Source organism: Micromonospora sp. NPDC003944 (genome assembly GCF_053605225.1).
In genome coordinates this window covers 43,455-58,656 of the sequence record NZ_JBSGIV010000009.1, presented here as the reverse complement: position 1 = coordinate 58,656, position 15,202 = coordinate 43,455, and the positions used below count along the sequence as shown (strand labels likewise).

The window sequence follows — 15,202 nt, the reverse complement described above, 5'->3', positions numbered from 1 at the left end:
AACCAGCGACCTCTTCGGTGTGAATGAATGCCGGGCGATGGCCCTGACCTGCTGTTACTCGGTGTGACCTGCGGCGAGGGTCGACAAGTTGTAGGCGCTTTTAGGCGCTTTCAACATGGCATATCAAGATCGTGACTCACCAGCGACTCACGGAGTCGGGCGGCAGGCGCGACGCATATTGACAAAGCGGCTACTCTCCATTCCGGGGGTCGCGCCCCGAAGATCGCTAGGTGGCTATTCGTGGAGTTGGCGCGTCGTTGAGGTCCTGGCAGAGGCTGGGGTGGCCGAGATGCGGCGGTTGCAGCTCGCTGAAGTGGTGCGGATGACCTGAGAGACGCCCCGTCCATCAGGTCCGCAAGGCGCGACCCCCACTGCACGTCTACGAGCCGGACGCCCTGGCCCGCTTCATCGCCGCCCGCGCCCGGTCGAACCGCTCTTCCCGCGAGTGCAGATACCGCTGCGCCGACCGCAGGTCCTCGTGCCCCATCAGCGCCATGATGTCGTGCACCGGCACGCCCTCGTCCGCCAGCCGCGTCCCGAACCCGTGGCGCAGATCGTGCGGCGTCGGCTGCGGATCGGCCAGGCCGGCGCCGGCGACAGCCGCCCGGTACGCGTGGCCCTTCACCTTCTGCCGCTCCGGCAGCCCGTGCAGCGCCGGCGTCCACACCCTGCGGTGCCAGTTCGAGTAGCGCAGCGCGTCGCCCTTCTCCGAGGTGAACACCAGCCGCGACGGCCCACCCTTGGGGAACACCCCGGCCACCTCCCGCGCGGCCAGCTTCGCCGCGGCGACGCCCTTCACGAGGTGCTCCCCGTACGTCACGGTCCGGTTCCCGGCGGCGGACTTCGCGTACGGCCGGGTCGTGCCGTCGCGCTCCATGACCCACGCGATGTGGATCCGGTGCTTGCGGGTGTCGACCATCTCCGGCGGGATCGCCGCGGCTTCCTCCCACCGCATGCCGGTGTCGGCGATCAGGTCGACGAACAGCCGGGCATCGGGCCGGTCGGGGAACATCCGGTCGAGCGCGTCGACGAGCAGCCTGTCCTCGGCCGGGGTGAGGATCCGGTCGACGTGGGCGTTGCGCTTGGGTCGGCTGACGCCCCGGGCCGGGTTGTCGCGGATCAGCTTGGCTTCGACGGCCAGGTCGAGGACGGCGCGCAGCACCCCGACCGCACCCTCGATGGTGGCCGCGCCGACCGGCGGCTTGCACCCGGGGCAGGTGTCCCGCCGGCGGCAGTTGCTCTTGTGGGTGCTCTCCATCTCGACGACCCACGCGGTGACGTCGGGCTTGAGGATCGACCCGACGGGCACTTTCGCCCAGCGGGGTTCGACGTGCACCCGCCAGTGGGATGCGTCGCGGCGGCGGCTGGCTTGCTCGAGGCGGCGACTGCTGGTCCCCCACTTCTCCCAGCACTCTCCCACGGTCTTCTTGCCGGCGCGCGGGTCGATCCAGTCGCCCTTGCGGATGTCGGCTTCGAGGTCCCGAGCCCACGTCTGGATGGCGCCCTTGAGGCGGTGCGACTCGGTGACCCGGTCGGGGTCGCTACCTTCGGGCAGCCTGACGGTGGCTGCCCACAGTCCTGAGGGCAGCTGGCGAATCCATGCCACGGGTCAGCCCTCGCCCGCCTGATTGAGCCACCACTTGACCTCGTCGACCTCGGCCTCTGAGCGTCGGCGGCGCAGCTCGAAGAGGCGTTCGCGGAGGCGCTCCTTGACGTGGTCCGGCTCGTCGCTGTCCTCAATGACCTTCAGCGCGGGGTCGCCGGGCTCGTCAACGCCGTACAGGTGCGGTTGGCGCAGCTCGCCGTGCTGGTAGTAGCCGACCCGGACGAGCAGCTGCACGGGGACAACGTCGAACGTGCGGGCGACGAGGCGGACGCTCTCTTCGGAGACGTCGACTTCCTGGTCGAGCCAGCGACTCACTGACCTGCTGTTGATGCCGAGCCTACGGGCGAACGGCTCCTTCTTCCCGCGGGTGTGGGTGGTCATCAGTTCGCGGATGACGTCCGCCCACGCTGCACGGTCGATGGACCTTTCGCTGCTCGCCACGACCAGAGGATACGTGGCGTGCGTGCCCGGAACCATGGGTGTAGGTGCCTGACCCCCCAGGCGTAGACCCCCGTTCGGCCTGTTCGTCATGCGCGCGTTGCGTCGCTTACGTAGCACTCGCTGTGACATACGGGCACCGTACTCGGGCACGTAAGCCCGATGCCAGTCATCCGAACGGGTGATTCCCGGGCATCCGTGCCCGAGTTTCGTTGACGGGACCTCACCTCGGCACTAACGTCCAGACACATGAGCCCAGACATGCAAGCCCGACTTTCCTCACCGGAGTCGGGCATCCGCGCGGGCGTGTTGCTCCGGAGCGACAGGTTCGACCTGATGACCCGGGTCCTCGGGTGCGGGAGTGATCTCGCCCGGGCCCGGTTCTTCCACCTCGACCCGAAGACGCTGTGGAACGCCCGGCAGGGGCGCGTGGGCGAGAAGTTCATCGCCCAAGTGCTGCTGGTGCTGACCAAGCACGAGGCCGAACTGGCGCAGCTTGGTCTCTCCCCCGCCTTCGAAGAGCTCTTCGAGGTCCGGCAGAAGACGGCCGCCTGATGGACCAGCTGCTGAAGGTCACCGAGGTCGCCGCGCTGTGGGGCGTCGACAAGCAGACCGTCTACCGGGCGATCTGGGCCGGCGACCTCCGCTACGTCGACCTGTCCGCACCCGGCGCGAAGAAGGCCCGTATCCGTGTCCGCCAGTCGGCGGCCGAGAAGTACACCGAATCCCGAGAAAGCGCAGGTAAGGCCGCATGACCCACCCGCCCGCTGGTCCGTCAAACCCGCCGTCGTCCCCCGGTCCGGGGCGTAGGCCCGCCTCGCCGCTGTCGATGGAGGCCCGGCTCGATCGGTACTTCGCGCAGAACGGCGGGGAGCGACTGACGCCGCGGCAGAACCGGCGCGCGATGCACAAGGCCCGGCGGGCGTCCCGCAGGGCGACGGCCTGATCTGAGTTTCCGGCCCGTCCGGGATCCCTACCCGGCGATCGCTACGACCGGGCGGGCCGGACCGCACCACCCCGCACAGCAGAAACGCGGGCCACCTCTGTCCAGGTGACCCGCGCCGACCGACCTCACACCAACTCCCGAAGGAGCCCAAGGTCGATGGACACGAACAGTACCAACCGCAAGGCCGTCGAGGACCTGACCGTCGGCGAGCACGTCTCCGACAACACCGGCGTCCACGAGGTGGCCCACAACCTGTCGTACCGCAACGGGGACGGCAACCCGATGCGCGCCCTGACGTTCAACCCGCTCGGCGCGGGCGACCCGTGGGTCGGACGGTACGCCCAGGGCGTGAAGCTGCACCTGGCCACCGACGACGAGGTGCGGGAGTTCCACGACACCGGCCGCCGGCTGGCACTGGTCAGTGCATTGCATCAGCTGGCCGACGAGATCCTGAGTTCCCGCCTGCCGGTGCCGACGTACAGCCTGAGCGTGCACGGCGGCGTTCACACGCGAGCGGACCTTGAGCGGTGGGCGGCGCACCTCGGCGTCGATGTCCGCATGGGCGGGACCGACGCCGACATCCCGGTCGTCGACACCACGCGGAAGGTGGGTCAGAGCCTGACGCTCGGCGTTTACTTCCAGAGCCCGGCCGAGCCAAAGCCGGTCGTCAAGCCGTTGGAGGTCGACGCGGCGATCGCCGCCGCGAAGGCGCTGGAGCCGGAGGACACGGGCCGGGTTGCCGAGTGCGGCTGCCACATCTTCCTGGACCCGCTGGAGGACGCCGAAGAGGTCATCCACGACACGGCCTGCCAGAACTGGTACTTCACGTTCGGGTCGACCCACGTTCACCCGGACAGCCCGGCCATCAACCCGGAGGGTGGAAGGCCGCTGGACGACCGCTTCGTGGTCATCCGGGGCACTTACGAGATCGCCCGTGCGCTGATGGAGCGGTTCTTCGGCCGGAAGTGGTGCGACCAGTACGAGTCGATCGACCGGGCGGGGGTGGAGCGGTTCGGCTTGACGGAGCTGCGGCGCCGGCACTGGCCGAAGCCGGCGGAGTTTCCCGGCTGCCGCACCGGGCTGTGCACGATCTCGTGGCACAACCACCCCGCGCCGGCCGCCAGCGACGAGCAGTCGGGGCGGTGAGCGGCGATGCGTCCACTCGCACCCTCCGACCGCGAGGCCCTGGCTTTGCGCTGGGCCAAGCTACGTACGGCCTCACAGAAGGCCGAGGCCGCGTCCGCAGCGTGGAACGCCCTGAACGACGCGCTGATGGCGAAGTGGCGGGCCGACGGCCTGGACGACCTGGCGATCAGCAAGGTCAAGCCCGTCAACCTGGGGCTGAATGACGCGTGGGGCCTGTACTCGTTCTTCGCGGGCGAGGTGCAGCGGATCTCGGCGGACATTCAGGCGGAGCTGGCGTACCGGCAGCTGCTCGCGATGGGCGAGGACGAGCCCGCGCCGTCGTGGCCGGCGGCTGCTGACCGCACGACGCCGCGCCCGTCGTACCGGCCGCGTCCGTTCGCGGCGGACGACGACTCGGCGTTCGGCGGCCTCGTCGAGCCTGGCCCGCTGGTCGACAAGGCGCTCCGGGACACCAACTCCCCGACCGGATCGAGCCCGTCCGGGCTACCCCACGTCTCCGGTCCGGTCGGGGGGCAAGCAGGGCGCGGCGGGCACGGGGGTGCCCGCCGCGCCCACCGGGGCGGTGCGTGATGGCGCAGTTCGATCGCATCGACGGCGGGATGCACACCGCCCGCGTGTCCGCCGCCGAGCAGGACCGCATCCACCGCGAGGAACGGGAGACCGACGCCCGCGCCTGGCTGCTCCGTAACGGTCACGACGACGTCGCCGAGATGCTCGGCCTGGTCGAGCCGGAAACCGAGTCGCCGGACCCGAAGCGCCGCAACGGCCACAAGTTGGTGACCCGATGACCGCGCTCATCAACTCGCTGGCCACCGTGGTGATCCTCGCGTGGGCGTTCTCCGGCGTCACCTACCCGGTCGCGAAGCTGCTCGGCCGGGACGTACCGAGCTTGGCACGCCACCTGTACAACGAGCTGCGGCCGTTCTACCTGCCCGCCGTGGTGGTCGCGTTCGTGACCGCCGGGATGCTCGACGTCGGCTGGTGGCGGTGGGTGAACCTCGGCTTCAACCTGTGGAACTGGTGGTCGTTCCGCAACTTCGACGATGACGACGACAGGTGGAAGCGCCGCCGGAAGCGTCTCGCTGAGCGGGTGTCCGTCTCCGCCGGTGGCCGCCTCGTCGTGGTTTCGGACGGTGCGCGATGACCGGCACCACGCAGGTCCTCTACGTGCTCCTGGCGCTGGTGCTGGTCTTCGGTACTGCCGCGATCGTCTTCGCCTCGCTGTGGGCCCGCGCCCACGACCGGCGCATCCAGGCCACCACCACCGACCCGGCGCGACCCGACGGCACCGCCGACCGGGCTGCCGTAATCGCCCAGGCCGTCGACGACCTCGCGTCGTGCCTCGCCGCCGAACGGTACGGCCTCGGCCCGACCGAGGTGGAGCGGCTGTACGCGCAGCTCTACGCCGGCCTGTCGACCCTCACGCACGGCCAGCTGGTGTCGGCGCTCGCCGACGCGCTGGAGGCCGACGCCGACGAACGCCGCCGCGTCCTGGTCAACCAATTCCGCACCCTGCCCACCCGGGAGAACTGATGAGCCTGACCCAAGACCTGCTGACCGCTGGCGCGTTCCTGGTGCCGATCGGCGCGGCGGCCGTCGGCCTGCACCTGCTCGGCCGCCGCGACCAGAGCGCCAACGAGTACGACCTGTGGGCCCCGCACGACGACGAGCCGGCGGACGAGCTGGTGCCGCGCCGGCACATCCCCACCACCGTCACCCTCGACAACTCCAGCGCGACGTTCACGCCCCGGGTCCGCCCGGCCGCCACGTGGCAGGCGGCGAACCCGTCGCTGGGCCGTCGGGTCCGCCCGGACGCCGCGCTGACCGGCCCCGTCGGCCTGGCCGCGTGGGAGCCCGAGCCCGTCCGCTGGGGCGGGCCGACGCCGCCCCTGGCCCGCGCACTGCTGATCGAGCAGGCGGTACCGACGCTGTCCGACGCGGCCGTGCGCGGGATCGCCCACGACTACCTGCGGGAGATCGGCGAGGCCGAGCAGGCCCGGGCCGGCATCCGGCCGGTCGTCTCGCCGGCGACGGCCCGGGACTTCACCGGCGCGTTCGCAGTCTTGGCGGTGGCCTGATGCGCGACCGTAGCCCGCAGGCCGACCGGACCGCGCTGGACCTGGACGCCATCGAGACCCGCGCCCTCGTCGCTACGCCCGGCCCGTGGAAACACTCCATCGGCACCGTGCGGGGCATCAACGGTATCCACGAGCACGTGGTCGCGGACCGCCCGGTCGACGGCTTCGACGTGATCGCCATGACCGGTCGCATGGACGAGCACCCGCGCAGCGTCCTTGAGCGCCCCTACAACGACGACCAGTGGGGACGCGGCACCGGACCCACCGGCCTGATCGTCGCCGTGATGGTGCTGCTGCTCATCGTCCCCGGCGTCGTGTGGGCGGTGCTCCTGTGACCGCCCCGACCCGCCGGCGACCGGCCGTCAGCCAGATGGACGCGCGGATCCTCGCCCTCGTTGCCGCCGGTCGCACCACCCGCCAGATCGCGGCGGAGCTCGGCCGCACCACCGCCGGCGTGCAGTCGCACCTGTCGAAGCTCTACCGGCGGATGGGCGTGCAGAACGCACCACACGCCGTGGCCGTCGCCATCAGCGCCGGGATCCTCACGGTGCCCAACCAGAAGCGAGCAAACCAGCAGTGAAGATCGTCCGGAAGAACCGCGGCCGTAACCACTGGTACGTCGACGAAGACACCAGCACCAAAGTCGACGGCGTCACCACCATCAACGGCAACGGCCTGCCCAAGCCCGCACTCATCAACTGGGCCGGCGACGCCACCGCCGAGTACGCCATCGACCACTGGGACGAGCTGGCCGCACTCGGCCCGGCCGCCCGACTCAAGGCGCTCAAGGGCGGCCGGTACGCCAGCCGCGACGAGGCCGCGAACCGTGGCACCCAGGTCCACAAGCTCGCCGAGCGGCTGATCCTCGGCGAGCAGGTCACCGTCCCGCCCGGCCTGGAGGGCTACGTCAAGGCGTACGTGGACTTCCTCGACACCTTCGACGTGCAGCCCGTGCACCTGGAGGCGGTCGTCTACTCGGAGACGCACCGCCACGTCGGCACCCTCGACCTGATCGCTGATCTGCGGCTACCCGGCCTGCCCGAGTACGACGACGTGGAGCGCACCGAGGACGGGTACGTGCGGGCGCTGCTCGACATCAAGACGTCCCGGTCGGGGATCTTCGGCGACGTCGCCGTGCAGCTCGCCCCGTACCGCTACTCGGAGTTCCTGATCGCCCGGAACCCGGAGGACGGCGAAGAGCAGGTCATCGAGATGCCCGAGGTGTCGTGGACCGGCGCGGTGCACGTCACCGCGAAGGGCTACGAGCTGCGGCCGGTGCTGGCCGGCCCGGACCAGTACCGCGACTTCCTCTACATCCAGCAGGTCGCCCGGTTCTGCGCCGAGTCCCGGGACCTCGTCGGCGAGCCGGTGATCCCGCCGACGACCACCCGGTACGAACTGGTCGCCGCTGCGGCTGCTGACGACGAGTGGGACGCCGCCGAGTCGGAGCGAGCGGCAGCCGAGGCGGGGGCGGCGTTCTGATGGCCGACCCGAAGACCCTCAACGAGGCGCTGGCCGCCTTCCAGGTCGATCCGCCTGTGCTCACCAAGAACCGCGACGGGCAGGTCGGCAACCAGCGCACAAAGTACGCCGACCTCGTCCAGGTCAACAAGCAGGTGCTGGCCCGCCTCAACGAGCTGGGCGTCATCTACACCACCGCGCCGACGCTGCTCGACGACAACAGGTTCGTGCTCCAGTACGAGCTGCTGCACGTGCCGTCCGGCGAGAAGATGGGCGGCCGGTACCCGCTGAAGCTGTCGGAGAACCCGCAGCAGATGGGGTCGGCGATCAGCTACGCCCGCCGGTACGTGCTGCTGGCGCTGACCGGGGTGGCTGCCGAGGACGAGGACGACGACGGTCAGGCCGCGTCGGGTCGCAGGTACGCGCAGCGGGCGCAGCAGCCGCGACAGCAGCACGGCGACGACCGGCCGACCGCGCAGCGGGCGGCTCGGCAGGCTGGCGGGCCGGCCCTGCCGGGCGAGTCGAGCCCGGGTGCCGGCGGGATCTCGGAGGCGCAGTCGCGCAAGCTCCACGCCTGCCTGCGGGAGGCCGGCATCAGCACCCGGGACGAGGCGCTGCTGTACATCTCCGACGTGCTGGACAAGCCGATCGAGTCGACGGCGCAGCTGTCGAAGTCGGAGGCGGCCCGGGTGATTGACCGCCTGGAGCGGTTCATCGCGCAGCAGGAGCCGGGCGGCGGTGAGGACCAGTGAGCCGGGGCGCGCACGCGATGGCGGAGCGGACCGCCCGGGCCCTCGACATCGTCGAGCAGATCGCCGGCCGCACAGGCGACCCGGCCACGGCGCAGCTCAAGGCGATCGACCTGATGCTCGACCCGGTCGCGCCGGCGACCATCCCGGTCATGCTGGCGCTGCTCAGCGAGGCGTGCAAGGACCTGGCTGAGGCGTCGGGTCGGCCGGTGGCCGAGGTGGTGGCGGGGTGGCGCGCGTCGTCGGCCCGGTACATCGACATGGCCGAGCGGGCGCGCGGTGATCTGCCGTGACCGAGCTGCGCATGATCGGCCTGGACCTCGCGCTCGCCGCGGCCGCGATCAGCTGGACCCACGACCACCACGGCCAGGCCGCACTGGGCTGCCGCACCGTCTACACCGCCCGGGTCAACCGCGACGCCGTTGACCACAACCGCATCCACAAGGTCCTCGAATGGGTCGCGGCCGCGGCGAAGAGCCGCCCGCACCTGGCGGTCATCGAAGGCACGTTCACCCGTGGCGGTGGGAGCGACATTCCGCTGATCGGGTTGCGCACAGTCGTGACCCACTGGTTGTGGACGCAGAAGATCCCGTACGTCGATGTTGCCCCGTCGACGCTGAAGGTCTGGGCGACGGGGCACGGCGCGACCACCGGCGACAACAAGGTCACCAAGGACAAGGTCAGAACGGCCGTGGTCGCGACGTACGGCCGGCTGATGACCATCGACCCGCGTGACGACAACCAGTGCGACTCGGTGGCGCTGCTGTCGCTGGGGTTGGCGGCGTACGGGCAGCCGCTGGTCCGGATCAGCCGGTCGCAGCAGACGCGGGCGCTGGCGGTGCCGAAGTGGCCGACGTTGGCCACCGAGTCCGGGCCGGTGGTGCCGGTATGAGCGCACCGCAGATCCCGCCGCACGTCCTCGCTGACGTGGACCAATCCCGGGCCGAGCTGACGGAACTGGTCGGCGCGGTCCGGGAGCACACCGACGCGTTCGTGTGCGAGATGCCGGGCTACTGCCCTGGCGAGCAGGTGGCCGTGTTCGTGCACCGGATGCCGGCGGACCGGCAGCGCGCGCTGCTGTACATGGCGCTGGCCGAGCTGGTCGCCCTGGACTACGGCGCGCCGGTGCACCTGACCGAGGCGGCGGTGGCCGCCCTTGATGACAAGCCGAAGAGCAGGGGGTGGTGGTCGTGGCGCCGGTGACGGGGCAGGCCGCCGTGGTGGACGCGGGCGCGTGCGGTGAGTGCGGGTGCGGGCAGTGGAACCACCGGCTGGGCAAGAAGGGCTGCAAAGACCCGGGCTGTGGGTGCGGGAAGTACGAGCCGCCGAAGGACGCGCCTGCCGAGCCTGAGCCGTCCGACGCTGAGGTTGAGGCGGCGGAGACGGCCCTGGATCGCGATAAGCCGTGCTGCTCCGAGGGCCCGGACGCGCCGCACCACCGGGAGTGCCCGGTCGGGGAACGGCCGACGTTGGTGGTCGACCCGGGCAGTCCGGTGCCGGGTGTGGTCGACGTGCGTCCGGACGACACGGACCCGGGTGTACCCGTGGGTGGGTTCGAGCCGGCCGAGCCGGGGGACGCCGACCTGCCCGTGGCCGTGGAGCCGACCGACGACGAGGTGGCCGACGAGATTGACCGGGCCGAGGCCACCGCCGAGATCGAGCGGCTACACGCCGAGCTGGCCGAGATCCGGTCGGCGTTGGGCGTCGACGAGGTCACCTCGCCCATGGAGGCGATCCGCGCGTTCGGGCGGGAGATCACCCGGCTGACCACGGTCCTCGGTGATCGGACGCGGGAGCGTGACGGGTTCGAGGTGCAGCGGGACCAGGCGTACGAGCGCGTCGACGAGCTGACCGAGCGGGCGAGGCGGCTGCGCCGCGAGTTGAACGGTGCGAACGCCGGCCGGCTGCACGCCCAGGACGCCCTCGACGAGGCGATCCGGACCGGCACCACGGCGGCCGCGAACGTGCTGTTCCGGTACGACGCCGACCAGTGCACCACGGAGGGCTGCGGGAGCCGGTACACGGTGCCCGTCGACCACCAGCACCCGCTGACGCCGGTGACGGTGCTCGTCGTCCGCCGGGAGGTGCCCGGTGCCTGACGGCAAGCCGAACCCCGGATCGCAGGAAGCACACGACGGCGGCTGCCTCTGCCCGGTGCTCGACAACAACCACGGCAAGTTCCCGCCGTACCCGCCGGACGGCTGGTGGATCCGCGAGGACTGCCCGATGCACCGCCTGCCGGTGGTGATCCCCGGTGCGTAGGTGGCTGGCACGGCTGGTCGACGCCGAGGTGCGCCAGCTCAAGGCCGAACTAGACGAGGCCCGGCGCACCCGCGCCAAGGCCATGGCGGCGGCCGTGCGCTGGCACGCCGTCGCCCAGATCCACAAGGCCCGGGCAGACGCCCTGGCCGCTCAACACCGCACGAAGGAGAGCACCACCGGATGACCACCAACATCAGCTCGGCGTGGACCAAGGAGTCCCGGCCCCGCAACGGGCTCGTCGCGATCGAGGACAAGCTGGTCAACGACAACCTGCTCGACGCCGCGTACTGGGCTGTCTGCCGGGTCGAGCCGAACTTCTACAAGGTGTCGTCGGAGGACGGCAGCAAGACCCCGACGGCGAAGATCGCGCACATCGAGGTCGTCGAGGACGAGGCCGACGTTGAGGTGGTGCGGTCGCTGTTGCAGCGGCGGTTCAAGGACCGCACGGGGATCGACGACGCGCCGCCGGCGACGTTGTTTGACGCCGGGATGGGCGGCGGCGAGGACGGTGCACGGGAGGTGCCGGAGGCGTCCGGGGAGGAGTTGCTGGCCGAGCACCGGGAGCGCAAGGCGGCCGAGCAGGCCGGGGGCGTGGCCACGCCGGCGTTCTCCGACGGCGGTGAGGGCCAGTGACCGGGCCGGAGCACTACCGCGAGGCCGAGAAGCTGCTCCAGGACTGCGGGTTCAACACCGCCGAGGACGCGTCCGCCGCAACCTCCGACGCGGCTACGAGCAACTACCTGGCCGCCGCTCAGGTCCACGCCACGCTCGCGCTGGCGGCAGCGACCGCCATCAACGACCCGGACCCGAACGGCACCGGCCAGCCGGACTGGGCGACGAAGGAGTGGGAAGCAGCGGCGTTCCCGGACCCGCTCGACACCGAGGATGGCCCGTCGTGACCGCCCCGACGATGACCGTCAGCGCGCTACAGGCCCGCGTCGACCGGGGCGTCGTGTGGCTCGACGAGCACATCCCCGACTGGTGGCACGCCAACCGGCCCAGCCAGGGCTTCGACTCGGGTGGCCCGATCGACCTCGACGAACTGTCCATGAAGAACTCGTGCTACTGCGTCCTGGGTCAGCTGAACGGCAACTTCTACCGCGCCACGATCAGCCTCGACGAGGCGGTTGCGTTCGGCTTCGACGCGGCCACCATGCCGATGGTCAACATCGCGACCGACGAGTGGCGGACCGCGATCGCCGACGAGTTCGACGCCCTGACTGAGCTGTGGTCGCGGATCATCGAGCAACGCCGGGCGGAGGTGACCGGCCGTGGCTGACACCCAGAACCGAGGCCGGCTCCTCACACCCGGCGAAGTCGCCGCGATCTTCCGCGTCGACCCGAAGACCGTCACCCGGTGGGCTGCCGCCGGCCGGCTCCACGGCATCCGAACCCCGGGCGGGCACCGCCGGTTCTACGAGGCCGACATCCAGGCCGTCCTCACCGGGGAGCCGGTCGAACCATGACCGAACGCGACGCGCTCTACGAGGCGCTTCTGACCGAACGATTCGGGCCGCGACCGACCCCAACCGTCCGCCCAGTACCGCTCTCCCTGCGTCGCAGTGACGCCGCCGACCTGTTCCGGGTCGGCGGCGTCATCCACAGCCCACCCGGCCCGCGCCTGGACGACGACGTCCTGCGGATGGCCGGCTACGGCTGGTCGATGGAACAGATCGCCGCGCTCATCCAGCGCGACGAGGTGTACGTGGCCCAGGTCCTCGCCCGCCACGGGCGGGGTCCGGCCCTCGAGGAAGGACTGGCGGCATGACGGCACCGACCCTGACCGCGCCGACGGACACCGGCGTGTGCGGCACCCCGGCGGGCCGGCAGCGGCACCGCCGCAACGGGGAGGACCCGTGCGACCCGTGCCTGAACGCCCGCCGGGGCCAGCAGCGCGGGCACTACGCCGTGCGGACGGCGCGGCGCCGCAACCGCCCGTTGGTGACCGCTGAGGACCGTGCGGCGGCAGCGAAGGCACCACGGTTGACGTCGGGGATCCTGGCCGGCCGGCAGACGTCGCACGACTTCGCGCCAATGCCGGTGAAGACCGGCGTGGGAACGCTGTGCGCGGCGTGCTGGGGCTGGCGGGATGACCCGAGGCACCCGGTGCTCGGCGGTCCGGTGGTGGGTCGATGAGCAGCCGGTTCGTCATCCGCCCACTCGGCCCCTGGCTCGGCCCCATCACCAACCCCGCAGCCCGCCGAGACGCCCGACGGTTCCGCGCCGACTGGCAGGACACCCTCGACATGCTCTCCCACGAAGCCGAGCTGCTCGGCGCACAGACCGTCGTCCTGCAGGTCGACGTCACCGAGGGGGAGATCCGCCGCGACGGGATGCTCCGCGCCAACGCCCGGGTCAGCTTCCCCGGTGTCCGTGTGGCGATCGACAGCCGCCACGGTCCGCTGACGTACGCGACGGACCAGTACGACTCGTGGCGGGCGAACACCCGGGCGGTCGCCCTGTCGCTGGAGGCGCTGCGCGCGGTCGACAGGTACGGCGTCAGCAAGCGGGGCGAGCAGTACCGGGGGTGGACGGCCATCGCGGCGAACGCGGCGGAGATGACGTTGACGCCCGACGAGGCCGCCCGGGTCTTGGCCGACGCGTCGGGTGTCGACGCCACCGAGTTGCGGGGCAGCGCCAAGGCGGTTCAGGCGGCGTACCGCCACGCGGTCCGTACGGCGCACCCGGACGCCGGGGGAAGAGCCGACGTGTTCCGGCTGCTGACCGCTGCTCGGGACGTGCTCGTCGGGGGCCGGTCGTCGTGACGGACCTGCTGATTGCTTCGCACGACCAGGCCGTGCACGCCATCCGCGAGCACGTCAACCAGGACGGCGTCGACGAGCTGCTGCGCGGCGTCGTCCTCACCGTCGTCGAGGTCCACCCGTCGTACCCGTCGCCCACCGGCAAGCCGGAGCCGGACTGCTGGTCCTGCGAGGGCAAGGGCTGGTTCGAGCGCGAGGGGACCGTCTGCGACGGGCTGCTGGCCCGCGTGGAGATGGTCCGGGAGCACTGCCACTGCCGGTGCCCCTGGTGTTCCGGGTGCGACGAGCCGCTATGCGACGGCCCGTGCCCGACCGTCGAGGCGATCGCGCACCGCCTCGACCTGATCCCCGCCGAACTACCCGAGGGAGACACCCGCCCGTGAGCCGCATCGAGATCGAGGCCGGGGGTCGGCGGATCGTCGTCGAGCACGGCGGCGAGCTGGAGCCGATGAAGCAGGCCGCACTGGAGCTGTGGGCCGCCGCCGAGCAGGTGCCGGACCGGCCTGGGCCGGCGGTCGGTTTCCAGGCCGACCGGCGGTGGACGCCGGAGGTGCTGCCCACCAGCCCGGGGCGGTACGGCGCCCCTCCGATGGCGCCGGTGACCGCTGGCCCATGACTGACGACAGCGTGCGGGCGGCGGTGATCCGGCACCTCGTGCCGCTGCTGATCCGCGCCCGCCGCATCCGCCCCCGCCGAGCCCGACTGCTCACCAACAAGCTCAGGAGACACCGATGACCGAGAAGCCGTACACCGACGCCGACATCGCGCACCTGACCGCCGCAGTCCGCGCCCGCATCGGATGGCCCATCTCCGCCGGCGAGGCCGGCACGATCGTGACCGTCGTCTTGCAGGAGCTGGCCACCACCGGCCGACTCGCCCCCGTCGACGACGACCCCCGCCACATCATCGAGTTCCGCCCCGCCGGGTGGACCATCAAACACCCCCTCGCCTGCCGGCCGAACCTCTTCGCCTGCCCCTTCAACCGGGCCGCCCTCGCCCTCGACAGCCCACCGGCCAAGTACGGCCGGTACGTCGTGGACCTGTCCGACGAGGGTGTCAGCGGGGACCTCGTCGTCGGCGACCGCATCGGCCCGGTGGAGGGCTGAACGATGACCGACCACATCCGGGCCGCAGCCCGCAACCTCGCCGCACGCCGGCTCCGGCAGCCCGTCGAGGACTACGAGGCCGTCGCCGCCCACCCGGCGACCACCGAGGCCGACGCCGACGCGATCACCGCCGAACTGGGCCGGCTCGCACAGGACATCCTCCCGCCCTCGCACGAGGCCGTGCAGCGGATGCTCGACGACGCCAGCCGCGCGTTCGTCGTCGCTCGCCCGGGAGCCGAGCGGGTCGAAGTCCTCAACGGCATGCTCGCTGGCTGGTACGCGGCCTGGCCGTCCACGGCGGTCACCGACGAGCACGACGGCATCGCCCGCCACCTCGCCGCCCTGATCGACGCCGCCGAAGCCCGCGCCGTCGCGTGCCCGTGCCTGCCCGGCGCTCCAGAGCACCGCCACGGCGTCGGCGGTTACGCCCCGGACCACCCACACACCGACCCGGGTGATGGCCGCACGGAGTGCGTGCGATGCGGTAAGTACGTCTGGCCGGTCATCCACTCCTGCAAGGGAGTCCCGGTCACCGCTGCCGCCCGAGCCCGCTCCGAACCGCCGTGCTTCGACTGCGGCCAGCAGGAACCCGACCACGTCGACGGCCGGTGCCCGCAGTACCGCCCGGCCGAGCGGGAGGGCTAACCG

General features: G+C 71.5%; 32 protein-coding genes. 30 read left to right on the top strand and 2 right to left on the bottom strand.

What is annotated here, in order from left to right; all coding sequences use genetic code 11:
- Positions 1–379 precede the first annotated feature (379 nt).
- Complete coding sequence (locus tag ACWER9_RS06755; RefSeq protein ID WP_452300861.1) at positions 380–1,606, bottom strand: tyrosine-type recombinase/integrase; 1,227 nt, start codon at positions 1,604–1,606, stop codon at positions 380–382.
- 3 nt (positions 1,607–1,609) lie between these two features.
- On the bottom strand, positions 1,610–2,047 hold the full coding sequence (locus ACWER9_RS06750; protein ID WP_452300860.1) for a hypothetical protein: 438 nt from the start codon (positions 2,045–2,047) through the stop codon (positions 1,610–1,612).
- A gap of 246 nt (positions 2,048–2,293) precedes the next feature.
- Between ACWER9_RS06750 and ACWER9_RS06745 the strand changes: the two genes are divergently transcribed.
- From ACWER9_RS06745 to ACWER9_RS06600, 30 genes are all read left to right on the top strand, one after another.
- Positions 2,294–2,599: a hypothetical protein gene (locus tag ACWER9_RS06745; RefSeq protein ID WP_452300859.1), complete on the top strand. Its 306-nt coding sequence runs from the start codon at positions 2,294–2,296 to the stop codon at positions 2,597–2,599.
- A complete protein-coding gene (locus ACWER9_RS06740; protein WP_452300858.1) occupies positions 2,599–2,799 on the top strand; it encodes a helix-turn-helix domain-containing protein in 201 nt (66 codons plus the stop codon). Before ACWER9_RS06745 ends, ACWER9_RS06740 begins: the two co-directional genes overlap by 1 nt.
- Before the next feature lie 347 nt (positions 2,800–3,146).
- Entirely contained in the window at positions 3,147–4,136 is a 990-nt protein-coding gene (locus ACWER9_RS06735; RefSeq protein WP_452300857.1) for a hypothetical protein, read from the top strand.
- 6 nt (positions 4,137–4,142) lie between these two features.
- Complete coding sequence (locus ACWER9_RS06730; RefSeq protein ID WP_452300856.1) at positions 4,143–4,706, top strand: hypothetical protein; 564 nt, start codon at positions 4,143–4,145, stop codon at positions 4,704–4,706.
- On the top strand, positions 4,706–4,924 hold the full coding sequence (locus ACWER9_RS06725) for a hypothetical protein (RefSeq protein ID WP_452300855.1): 219 nt from the start codon (positions 4,706–4,708) through the stop codon (positions 4,922–4,924). The genes ACWER9_RS06730 and ACWER9_RS06725 overlap by 1 nt, the downstream gene beginning before the upstream one ends.
- Positions 4,921–5,280, top strand: a complete 360-nt coding sequence (locus ACWER9_RS06720; protein ID WP_452300854.1) for a hypothetical protein — start codon at positions 4,921–4,923, stop codon at positions 5,278–5,280. Before ACWER9_RS06725 ends, ACWER9_RS06720 begins: the two co-directional genes overlap by 4 nt.
- Positions 5,277–5,669, top strand: a complete 393-nt coding sequence (locus ACWER9_RS06715; RefSeq protein WP_452300853.1) for a hypothetical protein — start codon at positions 5,277–5,279, stop codon at positions 5,667–5,669. The genes ACWER9_RS06720 and ACWER9_RS06715 overlap by 4 nt, the downstream gene beginning before the upstream one ends.
- The gene (locus tag ACWER9_RS06710; RefSeq protein WP_452300852.1) at positions 5,669–6,214 is read left to right on the top strand and encodes a hypothetical protein; all 546 of its coding nucleotides are present in this window, start codon (positions 5,669–5,671) and stop codon (positions 6,212–6,214) included. Before ACWER9_RS06715 ends, ACWER9_RS06710 begins: the two co-directional genes overlap by 1 nt.
- Entirely contained in the window at positions 6,214–6,549 is a 336-nt protein-coding gene (locus ACWER9_RS06705; RefSeq protein WP_452300851.1) for a hypothetical protein, read from the top strand. The genes ACWER9_RS06710 and ACWER9_RS06705 overlap by 1 nt, the downstream gene beginning before the upstream one ends.
- Complete coding sequence (locus ACWER9_RS06700; protein ID WP_452300850.1) at positions 6,546–6,794, top strand: response regulator transcription factor; 249 nt, start codon at positions 6,546–6,548, stop codon at positions 6,792–6,794. Before ACWER9_RS06705 ends, ACWER9_RS06700 begins: the two co-directional genes overlap by 4 nt.
- Positions 6,791–7,696, top strand: a complete 906-nt coding sequence (locus ACWER9_RS06695) for a hypothetical protein (RefSeq protein ID WP_452300849.1) — start codon at positions 6,791–6,793, stop codon at positions 7,694–7,696. Before ACWER9_RS06700 ends, ACWER9_RS06695 begins: the two co-directional genes overlap by 4 nt.
- Positions 7,696–8,427, top strand: a complete 732-nt coding sequence (locus tag ACWER9_RS06690) for an ERF family protein (protein ID WP_452300848.1) — start codon at positions 7,696–7,698, stop codon at positions 8,425–8,427. The genes ACWER9_RS06695 and ACWER9_RS06690 overlap by 1 nt, the downstream gene beginning before the upstream one ends.
- Positions 8,424–8,717 (top strand): hypothetical protein, encoded by a 294-nt coding sequence (locus ACWER9_RS06685; protein ID WP_452300847.1) that lies wholly within the window; start codon positions 8,424–8,426, stop codon positions 8,715–8,717. Before ACWER9_RS06690 ends, ACWER9_RS06685 begins: the two co-directional genes overlap by 4 nt.
- Positions 8,714–9,316 (top strand): hypothetical protein, encoded by a 603-nt coding sequence (locus ACWER9_RS06680; RefSeq protein ID WP_452300846.1) that lies wholly within the window; start codon positions 8,714–8,716, stop codon positions 9,314–9,316. Before ACWER9_RS06685 ends, ACWER9_RS06680 begins: the two co-directional genes overlap by 4 nt.
- Positions 9,313–9,627: a hypothetical protein gene (locus tag ACWER9_RS06675; RefSeq protein WP_452300845.1), complete on the top strand. Its 315-nt coding sequence runs from the start codon at positions 9,313–9,315 to the stop codon at positions 9,625–9,627. The genes ACWER9_RS06680 and ACWER9_RS06675 overlap by 4 nt, the downstream gene beginning before the upstream one ends.
- A complete protein-coding gene (locus tag ACWER9_RS06670) occupies positions 9,615–10,523 on the top strand; it encodes a hypothetical protein (protein WP_452300844.1) in 909 nt (302 codons plus the stop codon). Before ACWER9_RS06675 ends, ACWER9_RS06670 begins: the two co-directional genes overlap by 13 nt.
- Positions 10,516–10,686, top strand: coding sequence for a hypothetical protein (locus ACWER9_RS06665; RefSeq protein WP_452300843.1), 171 nt, complete (start codon positions 10,516–10,518; stop codon positions 10,684–10,686). The genes ACWER9_RS06670 and ACWER9_RS06665 overlap by 8 nt, the downstream gene beginning before the upstream one ends.
- Entirely contained in the window at positions 10,679–10,870 is a 192-nt protein-coding gene (locus ACWER9_RS06660) for a hypothetical protein (protein ID WP_452300842.1), read from the top strand. The genes ACWER9_RS06665 and ACWER9_RS06660 overlap by 8 nt, the downstream gene beginning before the upstream one ends.
- Positions 10,867–11,319, top strand: coding sequence for a hypothetical protein (locus tag ACWER9_RS06655; protein ID WP_452300841.1), 453 nt, complete (start codon positions 10,867–10,869; stop codon positions 11,317–11,319). The genes ACWER9_RS06660 and ACWER9_RS06655 overlap by 4 nt, the downstream gene beginning before the upstream one ends.
- Positions 11,316–11,585: a hypothetical protein gene (locus tag ACWER9_RS06650; RefSeq protein ID WP_452300840.1), complete on the top strand. Its 270-nt coding sequence runs from the start codon at positions 11,316–11,318 to the stop codon at positions 11,583–11,585. Before ACWER9_RS06655 ends, ACWER9_RS06650 begins: the two co-directional genes overlap by 4 nt.
- On the top strand, positions 11,582–11,965 hold the full coding sequence (locus ACWER9_RS06645; protein ID WP_452300839.1) for a hypothetical protein: 384 nt from the start codon (positions 11,582–11,584) through the stop codon (positions 11,963–11,965). Before ACWER9_RS06650 ends, ACWER9_RS06645 begins: the two co-directional genes overlap by 4 nt.
- Positions 11,958–12,152, top strand: coding sequence for a BldC family transcriptional regulator (locus ACWER9_RS06640; protein ID WP_452300838.1), 195 nt, complete (start codon positions 11,958–11,960; stop codon positions 12,150–12,152). Before ACWER9_RS06645 ends, ACWER9_RS06640 begins: the two co-directional genes overlap by 8 nt.
- Entirely contained in the window at positions 12,149–12,454 is a 306-nt protein-coding gene (locus ACWER9_RS06635) for a hypothetical protein (RefSeq protein ID WP_452300837.1), read from the top strand. Before ACWER9_RS06640 ends, ACWER9_RS06635 begins: the two co-directional genes overlap by 4 nt.
- A complete protein-coding gene (locus ACWER9_RS06630; protein WP_452300836.1) occupies positions 12,451–12,822 on the top strand; it encodes a hypothetical protein in 372 nt (123 codons plus the stop codon). Before ACWER9_RS06635 ends, ACWER9_RS06630 begins: the two co-directional genes overlap by 4 nt.
- Positions 12,819–13,451 carry a hypothetical protein gene (locus ACWER9_RS06625; protein WP_452300835.1) on the top strand — a complete coding sequence of 211 codons (633 nt, stop codon included), beginning with the start codon at positions 12,819–12,821 and terminating at the stop codon, positions 13,449–13,451. Before ACWER9_RS06630 ends, ACWER9_RS06625 begins: the two co-directional genes overlap by 4 nt.
- Positions 13,448–13,831 (top strand): hypothetical protein, encoded by a 384-nt coding sequence (locus ACWER9_RS06620; RefSeq protein WP_452300834.1) that lies wholly within the window; start codon positions 13,448–13,450, stop codon positions 13,829–13,831. Before ACWER9_RS06625 ends, ACWER9_RS06620 begins: the two co-directional genes overlap by 4 nt.
- Positions 13,828–14,064: a hypothetical protein gene (locus tag ACWER9_RS06615; protein ID WP_452300833.1), complete on the top strand. Its 237-nt coding sequence runs from the start codon at positions 13,828–13,830 to the stop codon at positions 14,062–14,064. The genes ACWER9_RS06620 and ACWER9_RS06615 overlap by 4 nt, the downstream gene beginning before the upstream one ends.
- Entirely contained in the window at positions 14,061–14,183 is a 123-nt protein-coding gene (locus ACWER9_RS06610) for a hypothetical protein (RefSeq protein ID WP_452300832.1), read from the top strand. The genes ACWER9_RS06615 and ACWER9_RS06610 overlap by 4 nt, the downstream gene beginning before the upstream one ends.
- Complete coding sequence (locus tag ACWER9_RS06605) at positions 14,180–14,554, top strand: DUF6085 family protein (RefSeq protein WP_452300831.1); 375 nt, start codon at positions 14,180–14,182, stop codon at positions 14,552–14,554. The genes ACWER9_RS06610 and ACWER9_RS06605 overlap by 4 nt, the downstream gene beginning before the upstream one ends.
- Positions 14,555–14,557: 3 nt before the next feature.
- Positions 14,558–15,199: a hypothetical protein gene (locus tag ACWER9_RS06600; RefSeq protein WP_452300830.1), complete on the top strand. Its 642-nt coding sequence runs from the start codon at positions 14,558–14,560 to the stop codon at positions 15,197–15,199.
- Positions 15,200–15,202: the final 3 nt, after the last annotated feature.